The sequence below is a fragment of the Colwellia sp. D2M02 genome, from assembly GCF_018860755.1.
Taxonomy (GTDB): domain Bacteria; phylum Pseudomonadota; class Gammaproteobacteria; order Enterobacterales; family Alteromonadaceae; genus Colwellia; species Colwellia asteriadis.
This window is the reverse complement of record NZ_JAHKPW010000008.1, coordinates 1-6,975: the sequence shown is the minus strand read 5'-3', so window position 1 is coordinate 6,975 and position 6,975 is coordinate 1. Positions and strand designations below refer to the sequence as shown.

Genomic DNA, 6,975 nt, shown 5'->3' with positions numbered 1-6,975 from the left:
AAAAAATTTTTTAAAGTAAACCCTTTCCTTTAATAAACGTTATCAATGCTATAAAAATCCGACCTAGTGTCGGATTTTTTTTGTCTTAAAATTTGTTCATAAATAACCTGAACTCGGTTTAAGAGATATTTAACAAATTGAAATATCAGCAAAAATTACTTTTATGAATCTCTAGCTTGATAGTTTTTCTTAATTCAAGGCAAATTTCGCGTCAATAGCTGGCCTATTGCAAGTAAATTTAACGAAGAAGTTAGGAAAAGTAGCTGCTAGAGAAACATTTGTTAAGCCGAGCTCAGGTTATTTAGTGCAACTAGCTGATTTTTAGCGTTAAGCAGTGCTTGCTCAAGTTTAGGTAAATCTTTAGTTAAGGCGATACCAAAGCGCAGGGTATCGTTTTCGTCAGCTAAACGGACATAAACCCCTTGCAAGCATAACAAGTGATAAAGCTGCTGGGCGATAAAGTGACTCTTCCCCTGCTTCAAATCAGCATGAAAAGTAACCGTAATAAATAAATTACAACCATGCATAGTGGCAATAAGATCATCACCCCAACATCGCTGTAAAAGCGCCACTTGTGTTGCTTTTAATGTAGAGAGTGTTTGTTTTTGCTCTGCTTGCCAATCGGTATCTAGTAACGCCACTTGCGCAATAAACTGCGCTGGACCATTCACTTGCCATGGTCCTAAGTAGTTTGAAAACACTTTACGCCATTCATCATTAGCAATTAAAAAGCCAAGGCGAATACCTGCTAAACCAAAAAACTTACCAAATGAGCGCAATACTAAAGTGTGTGAATGAGTAACTAAACCGCCCATTGAATAAGGCTTTTCAATAACGTCCATAAACGCTTCATCAATCACTAACAAACCATGTAATCGCCTTATCGCTTGCTGGTATGCTTGTAGTGTTTCTCTGCTAAAAAGCTTACCCGTTGGATTATTAGGGTTAATTACTACCAACACACAGTAAGGGGTAAGCTCTGTAATTTCAGGTAATTCATCTTGATAAAAGCACAACAAGTGTCCCGCATCTTGCCATGCTTGACCGTGCTCTTTATAACCTCGCTCTGGTAGATAAACCGTACTAGCAAGTTTCCCAATGACTTGGCTGTTTTTCTGCGCCCATAACAGAGGTAATGCTTTAATAATAGACTGACTACCATTAGTTACTAATAATGGCTGAGAGCATTGATAATACCCTTGCGCCGCGGCAAGTAAATCGGCGTTTTTTTGTGGTAGTTGTTGCCACAACGCTAGCGGAATATCAGGGATAGCATAGCTTAGCGGTGCAATGCCTGTTGATAAGTCTAACCAATTATTAACAGGAATTTTATATTGTGCGGCTACCTGATGTAATTGTCCGCCATGGATAAGAGTCATAATGATTTTCACTGAAAAATGAGTTCAAAACGAGTTCAAAGTTAACTTAGTATTAGCTCAGTACTACACTAGTGTTAACTAAAAGTAATATCGTGAATTAACGCCTTCTGCCTTTATTGCTGCTAGTGTTATTAGTACAGGTATTAGTACGGGTATTAGTACAGGTAATAGGTATTGCTATTAGAATTACTTCTCTTTTAATGTGATATCAATAACATAGCCACTAATTGCCCACTAAAAACACTCAATAACAACAACAGCGCAGCCACTTTAACAAGCTTAACACTACGCATAATATCGTCAAGGTTCACCTGCTCTCCCACACCTAAGGTTACGCTGCTGATAGTTTTGCCATGATAATTAGCACTACCACCTAAAAGCACGTTCATTACGGTGGCACCTGCAGCCATCACCCAACCACCATTATGACTTTTATAATAATTACCTTGCTTAAAAGCATTACTCACACTGCACTTAAAGCGACCATAAATACTACCTTGTATTGCATAGAGCAAAGTGCAAACTTTCGCAGAAGCAAATCCTAATAAATCATCAAGACGAGCACTAACATAACCAAAGGAGAAAAATCGGGCACTTTTATAACCCCACATGGCATCTAAGGTATTAGCAAAACGATGTAATATCACTAATGGAGCGCCGCCGATAACATAATAAAAAAGTGATGCGATCACCGAGTCATGACCATTTTCTAACATTGACTCAACCGTTGCGCGCGACATCGCTTGCGGCGATAACGCTGTAGTATCTCTACTGACTAAGTAACCGGTAAAATGTCGTGCTTGTACTAAGTTATTATTTTTTAGCGGCTGGTAAACTTGCATCGCATGCTGGTGTAGGCTGTGTAAGCCTATCGCTAAATACAGCACAACCGCATCAAGCAATAGTTGCCAATACCAAATAAAGTCATTTAGAAAAAACCAATAAAACAGTGGAATAGGTAAAACCATAAGCAACCAAGCACAGCCACCTAATAGTGCAGACTTTATGGAAAACTGTGGCTCTTGATTAGTACCAGTTGCCACTTTACTAGACGAAGCACTAAAAGAATTATTCGAGGTAACGGCAAGATCTTCTTCAGCAAAAACATCGGTGTCGTCATTATTTGATTTAATTGGCTTGATTGGCTTTGCTATAAAATCAGGATTAAGTCGTTGCTCTAACCATTGAGCAATATAACCAAAACCAACGAGGTAATGGTATTTTTTCGCCTCACCAAAGCAGGCATCAAATATCAACGCCAGTAATAAGGTAATACTTACTGAACAACCAACAATTACAGAGTAAGCATCAGGTAAAACTATTTCATTTAATAATGACACTAAAAACTCCTCGTAATAACCTAAGTTGACGGCAGAAATAACCGCTGCTGCTGATGACAATATACTAACTTGATAACGCTGGCATTTTTAAACAACTCATAAGCATTACCGTTAAGACGTTGCCCTAGTGTAGACAGCAAACAGCGTAATGCTTCACCATGAAAAATAACCAGTAATTGAGTATTCATACGCGCCACAGCAATAGTACAAAGCCCCTGATATATTCGGTCACCACATGCCACAGCACTTTCGCCACCCAGCGGTACTCGGCAAGTAAAGCCATGTAATATTTCCTCAAAATGCGCTTGATGGGCAATATCAGATAAATACTGCCCCTGCCATGCGCCTAAATCACGCTCCATTAATCGCTTTTCAATACTTACTTCAAGTTGCAATAACTGTTGACATAAATTTGCCGTCGCTACGGCTCGACCTAAGGGCGAACTAATAATAGCGTCAATGTTATAAGCTTTTATTTGCTCAGCGAGATTGCTTGATTGTTTTTTTCCTAGTTCAGTTAACTCACTATCAAGTTGGCCTTGAAAGCGATGTCCTTTATTCCACTTTGTTTCACCGTGACGAGCTAAATAAAAAACTGTTTGCATTATATTGACTACCTCATAAAAGCGACGCGCAGCATAACCAAATCACTCTATGGCTTCAATGCAAATCTGAGATATTGCAATTAGTTATACCCAAACGAGCATTGTTTATTGTATTTAGATACTGCATTGCGTACCATTTGCCGTGATTTAGGTGTCTTAGGATTAGCTTTGATTTTACACTTCATTTTAGAATGAGTTATCAAGCTATTAACTGACTTATCAGCAATTACCCATTGTAAAAAAGTCAGCCAATAAAGATGAAACGTGAAACTGGTGAGATACCAGTACTGCCCCCGCAACGGTAACTGTGAGCAGCAACAAAAACCACTGTATGAACCATAAGCGAAAAGCTGATGACGTATGGGAAGGTGTTGCAATGCGATGAACAGGAGTCCGGAGACCGGCCTATTTTACTCGACAACTGCGGTGGGCGGTGATTCAGAGCATAGTAAAAAATAGACTAAGTAAGTACCCGCCGCTGCGTAAAGGTTTAACTTGCTAAAAATGTTACTTATTTAGCCTAAAAGGCTAAAATAAGCTAGCTGTTGCTATTTACTCTCTTTGATTTCCTCTGCCGTTAATTTATTTAATGGAACTGTTATGAAATCAACCACTCAAAAATACCCTATTAGTATACTCGCCAGCATTGTTGCCCTGTTAACGTTTTTAATGCTCGCCACTCGTGGTAACCATTTTACTGTATTTAATGACTTACCAAGTGCTTCTACTGCGGTTTTCTTTCTCGCGGGTATGTATTTACGCAGTATAAAAAGCTTTTGGTATTTCTATATTTTATCTATCGTGATTGATTTAAGCTCGTCTTATATGCGTGGCTCATTTGGTGATTGTTTAACTGCTTCCTACCCTGCCTTAGCCTTTAGTTATGCCGCCATGTTTGCTATTGGGTTTTATGCTAAAGCCAGTTGGAATCAGCAATCGGCACTTTTTAATATTGCCAAAATTTCAATTGCTTTATTTACCGCAAGCGCGATTGCCTTTTTCATTTCAAATGGCAGTTACTATGCTTTATCAGGTCACTTTTATCCACTTTCATGGGCAGAATATACCGCCCGTGTTGATAAGTATTTTGTGAGCTCTATCAGTAGACCTATTTTCTATGTCGCTTCAGCCATAGCAATTGATTATGTTATTAGTCAATTTTTTAGTCATAAAACGAGCGCTGCCACGCAGCCATCTGAACACCTATAACACTAAAATAAGCTAAATAATGACTAACTCAACATCTTCTGAAAACTTACCTTTTCAGCATAAAATGAAAAACACCGCTGGATCTGGCACTGTGTGTCCAGCACTTATTGTTTCTGCTCCTTCTTCTGGCTCAGGTAAAACCACAATAACGGCAGCACTTGCACGTTATCATCGTAATCAAGGACGTAAAGTTAGTGTTTTTAAAGTCGGACCTGACTTTATTGATCCAATGATATTACGCCAAGCAAGTGGCGAGCTGGTCTACCAACTCGATTTATGGCTAGTTGGCGAGCAAGGTTGCCAAGCGTTATTACACCGCGCAGCACTTGACTCAGATCTAATTTTGATTGAAGGGGTGATGGGCTTATTTGACGGTACGCCAAGTAGCGCTGACTTAGCACAATATTTTTCCATTCCTGTTTTAGGGGTTATTGATGCATCGGCGATGGCGCAAACCTTTGCTGCGGTAACTTTTGGGCTGGCAAAGCTTCGTGCTGATTTACCCTTTGCAGGGGTAATAGCCAATCGCGTAAATACACCGCGTCATGTTGAAATTTTGCAAAGTTGTTTACCTGAGGAATTCCGCTTTTTTGGGCGCATTGCAAAAGATGCTGAAATTACTTTGCCTGAGCGCCACTTAGGTTTAGTTCAAGCGCAAGAATTAGCCGATATTGACACTCAACTTGATAAAGCAGCCAGCCATATTGCACAAACCGATTTAGTTGATTTACCAACAGCGGTAGAGTTTTTCCCAGTAACAAAGCAGCAAGCAGCTGAGCAACATAGTACTGAGTTTTCAGCCGCATTCTCAACAGCACTTTCAGGTACGCGTATTATCATTATTAAAGATAAAGCTTTTAGCTTTATTTACGCGGCCAACATTGCTTTTCTTGAACAAGCAGGCGCAGATATTGTTTATTGCTCAGCCCTAAACGATGCGCACTTACCTGCTGGTGATGTGCTGTACATTCCCGGCGGCTACCCTGAGCTTTATGCCGATGAGTTACTCAGTAATACCAGTTTTATTGCCGAAGTGCGTGAATTTTCAAACGCACAAAAACCTATTGTTGCTGAATGTGGCGGTATGCTCTACTTACTTGAAGAGCTGGTCGATTTAAATGATAACAACTTTACTATGGTTGGTTTACTACCCGGTAAAGCAAAAATGCAGCAAAAGCTTGCTGCAATTGGCTCACAATCGGTTGAAGTTCCTTTATTTAAAGGTATTGCAAACACGGTAATCCGAGGTCATAGCTTTCACTACTCAACAGCCGATATTGCATTAAAAGCTGTTAGCGTTAGTAAGCATCACCCAACCGAGCGTTTAGTTGAGTCGGTCTATCAGTACAATAATATTATTGCTTCCTATATGCATTGGTATTTACCAAGTAATGCCGAAATTGCTTTAAAGATGTTTGATAAAAAACGAGTTTTATCTAAATAAATAAGATAGCTAAATAGTCATAACTAATGACCCATTTACCATTAATGGGCTGACAAACTATAGAAGGTAGCTTTAAAACAGCTAAAAACAGTAAGGCATTTTAATGAGTAACGAATTACACCAGCAGCAAAGCGCTGAAGAAAAGCATAAAGCTCGTCAACAAAAAATAAAAGCCAATGTGGATAAGCGCGTAGCTAAAGCAACTAAAGAGTGTGGCGTATTAGTGGTAATTACCGGTAATGGCAAGGGCAAAAGCACCTCAGGCTTTGGCACGGTATTACGCGCTTTAGGTCACGGTTTAAAGCCCGGTATTGTCCAATTTATTAAGGGGAGCAAATGGGAATGTGGCGAGATGAATATTTTAAAACAATTTCCGATAGAACATCATGTTATGGGCACAGGTTTTACTTGGGAAACACAAGATAAAGCCACAGATATTGCCGCGGCTAAAGTCGCATGGCAAAAAAGTAAAGCGATGTTAGCTAACCCTGATATTGATATTGTCCTGCTTGATGAAATGACCTACATGGTTAAATACGGCTATATAAACCTTGATGAAATTATTGAGGCACTCACTAGTCGCCCGCCAATGCAGCATGTGCTCATTACCGGACGTGCTTGTCATCGCCGCTTAATAGAGCTTGCTGATACAGTGTCGGAAGTTCAGCCAACTAAGCATGCTTTTCAAGACGGTATAAAAGCGCAAAAAGGCTTAGACTGGTAATCAATTGAACTAAAGGATAAATATTTCAGATAAAATAAACTAAGCAATTTGCTGGGTTAGGCTTACAATTAAATAACAATTATTTTAAAGAAAAATTTTTATCAATAACGTATTATCCGCCGCTAGCAGCGATCAAGGACAGAGGGTTGTCATTCATTCAATACCAATAGCGCTATAAATCGATTGGTATTCTTTACTCAAAAAGTAGGAAGTGTGGGCAAGTTAATGCGACGTTTTATCATTATATTTTTGTACGTTATTGCTTTACCTAGCT

6 protein-coding genes and 1 riboswitch are annotated in these 6,975 nt (G+C 39.4%); of the genes, 3 read left to right on the top strand and 3 right to left on the bottom strand.

What is annotated here, in order from left to right; translation table 11 throughout:
- Positions 1 to 281: 281 nt before the first annotated feature.
- The 3 genes from KO495_RS00815 to KO495_RS00805 all read right to left on the bottom strand — a co-directional run bounded on the left by KO495_RS00815 (position 282) and on the right by KO495_RS00805 (position 3,324).
- Positions 282 to 1,379, bottom strand: coding sequence for a threonine-phosphate decarboxylase (locus KO495_RS00815; RefSeq protein ID WP_215978496.1), 1,098 nt, complete (start codon positions 1,377 to 1,379; stop codon positions 282 to 284).
- Between the two features lie 197 nt (positions 1,380 to 1,576).
- The gene (locus tag KO495_RS00810; RefSeq protein WP_252738737.1) at positions 1,577 to 2,779 is read right to left on the bottom strand and encodes a CobD/CbiB family cobalamin biosynthesis protein; all 1,203 of its coding nucleotides are present in this window, start codon (positions 2,777 to 2,779) and stop codon (positions 1,577 to 1,579) included.
- Entirely contained in the window at positions 2,740 to 3,324 is a 585-nt protein-coding gene (locus tag KO495_RS00805) for a histidine phosphatase family protein (protein WP_215978495.1), read from the bottom strand. Before KO495_RS00805 ends, KO495_RS00810 begins: the two co-directional genes overlap by 40 nt.
- Positions 3,325 to 3,548: 224 nt before the next feature.
- Positions 3,549 to 3,748: riboswitch (cobalamin riboswitch) on the top strand.
- A gap of 176 nt (positions 3,749 to 3,924) precedes the next feature.
- Between KO495_RS00805 and KO495_RS00800 the strand changes: the two genes are divergently transcribed.
- The 3 genes from KO495_RS00800 (at position 3,925) to cobO (ending at position 6,701) form a co-directional block, all read left to right on the top strand.
- Positions 3,925 to 4,533 carry a hypothetical protein gene (locus KO495_RS00800; protein ID WP_215978494.1) on the top strand — a complete coding sequence of 203 codons (609 nt, stop codon included), beginning with the start codon at positions 3,925 to 3,927 and terminating at the stop codon, positions 4,531 to 4,533.
- A gap of 19 nt (positions 4,534 to 4,552) precedes the next feature.
- The gene (locus KO495_RS00795; RefSeq protein WP_252738736.1) at positions 4,553 to 5,977 is read left to right on the top strand and encodes a cobyrinate a,c-diamide synthase; all 1,425 of its coding nucleotides are present in this window, start codon (positions 4,553 to 4,555) and stop codon (positions 5,975 to 5,977) included.
- A gap of 103 nt (positions 5,978 to 6,080) precedes the next feature.
- Positions 6,081 to 6,701, top strand: a complete 621-nt coding sequence (gene cobO, locus KO495_RS00790) for a cob(I)yrinic acid a,c-diamide adenosyltransferase (protein ID WP_215978493.1) — start codon at positions 6,081 to 6,083, stop codon at positions 6,699 to 6,701.
- The last annotated feature ends 274 nt before the right edge of the window (positions 6,702 to 6,975 follow it).

What these genes read in the sequence shown, in the direction of transcription:
- KO495_RS00815 (WP_215978496.1), bottom strand. Translation starts at nt 1,379, where the DNA reads ATGACTCTTATCCATGGCGGACAATTACATCAGGTAGCCGCACAATAT.
- cobO (WP_215978493.1), top strand. Translation starts at nt 6,081, where the DNA reads ATGAGTAACGAATTACACCAGCAGCAAAGCGCTGAAGAAAAGCATAAA.
- KO495_RS00805 (WP_215978495.1), bottom strand. Translation starts at nt 3,324, where the DNA reads ATGCAAACAGTTTTTTATTTAGCTCGTCACGGTGAAACAAAGTGGAAT.
- KO495_RS00795 (WP_252738736.1), top strand. Translation starts at nt 4,553, where the DNA reads ATGACTAACTCAACATCTTCTGAAAACTTACCTTTTCAGCATAAAATG.
- KO495_RS00800 (WP_215978494.1), top strand. Translation starts at nt 3,925, where the DNA reads ATGAAATCAACCACTCAAAAATACCCTATTAGTATACTCGCCAGCATT.